Source organism: Streptomyces sp. NPDC005533 (assembly GCF_042871845.1).
In the GTDB taxonomy this organism is placed as follows: Bacteria; Actinomycetota; Actinomycetes; order Streptomycetales; family Streptomycetaceae; genus Streptomyces.
This window is the reverse complement of sequence record NZ_JBIAJH010000203.1, coordinates 1-1,092: the sequence shown is the minus strand read 5'-3', so window position 1 is coordinate 1,092 and position 1,092 is coordinate 1. Positions and strand designations below refer to the sequence as shown.

Below are 1,092 nucleotides of genomic sequence, written 5' to 3'. Positions count from 1 at the left end.
GGGGCTGGGACGGCCCTGGTTGTCGACGACGTGGGCGGAGAGTTTGGTGACGGCGTCGCGTTTTCGTTTGAGGGAGACGGTGTAGTAGCGCTGGGTCGTGCTGACGGACCTGTGGTCCATCAGCTCGCGCAGGACGTCGAGGGGGGTTCCGGCGTCTGCGTGGCGCTGTGCGAAGGAGTGCCGGAAGGCGTAGGCATAGACGAGGGTCCGGTCGAAGGGCAGCGGGTTGCCGTGGGTGTCGGCGCCTTCGCCGTGCAGGTGGGAGATGGAGTCGACCCAGTGGCGCAGGGTCTCGCCGAGATAGCTGGTGTGGAGGTAGGGGCGGGTGGCGAGCCGCGTCAGGGCGGGGAAGAGGTAGGCCGCGCCGGAGGGCGGGAGTACGGGCTGGAGCTGGTCGCGGCGGGTTTTCCAGGTGCGGATGGCCTCGGCGGTGGGTGTGGTGATGGGCAGGCGCCGGCGGTGCCGGCGGGCCTTGTGGTTGTTCCAGACCAGAGAGATCTGGTCGTGGCGGGTCTCGAGGCAGTCGAGGGGCAGGGAGAGGATTTCCAGGGGGCGTCGGCCGGTGTCCCTCAGGAGGATGTACAGGGTGCGGTACATCAGCTGGAGGTCTTCGGGGGCGAGGGTGCGCTGTCCGCGCGCGCGGCCCTGTCCGAGGAGGTCGAGGTGGGCGTCGAGCTGGCGGATCACCGATTCGGGGATCGCTTTGCCGATCTCGTCCTCGTTGGTCTCTTCCTGCGCGATCCGGTGGGTGGCCGGGTCGCGGACGAAGGCCGCTGAGAGACTTTGGCCGTGCCGGAGCGTCGGCCGTAGTCGATCAGGGCGAAGAAGTGGCTCGCGATGGACATCCGGTAGTTCCAGCCGGCCGGTTCGCCGTCCAGTTTGAGCGCGGTGCGGAACGCCTCGACCACGGCGGTGACGTCGTCGTAGCGCAGCCGTGCGGGGTCGTCGGTGCCCGGGCGGGATGCGAGGGCCCGCGAGGCGAGTTCGACCCCGCGCAGGGTGCGGCCGAACTCGTCCGCGCCGGGGCGTTGCTGGATCGTCCAGGTCCGCAGGAGATCGCGCAGCCAGTGCTGTGGGATCGTGCGCAGGTCG

1 protein-coding gene and 1 pseudogene are annotated in these 1,092 nt (G+C 69.8%); both read right to left on the bottom strand.

The annotated features are described in order from the left end of the window. Window positions 1–687, bottom strand: a 687-nt coding sequence (locus tag ACFYP3_RS37960; protein ID WP_388842697.1) for a tyrosine-type recombinase/integrase, incomplete at its 3' end; no start/stop codon positions are given. Beyond that, window positions 684–1,092 (bottom strand): annotated as a pseudogene (locus ACFYP3_RS37955) (hypothetical protein); the annotation flags it as partial. The gene ACFYP3_RS37960 and the pseudogene ACFYP3_RS37955, both read right to left, overlap by 4 nt.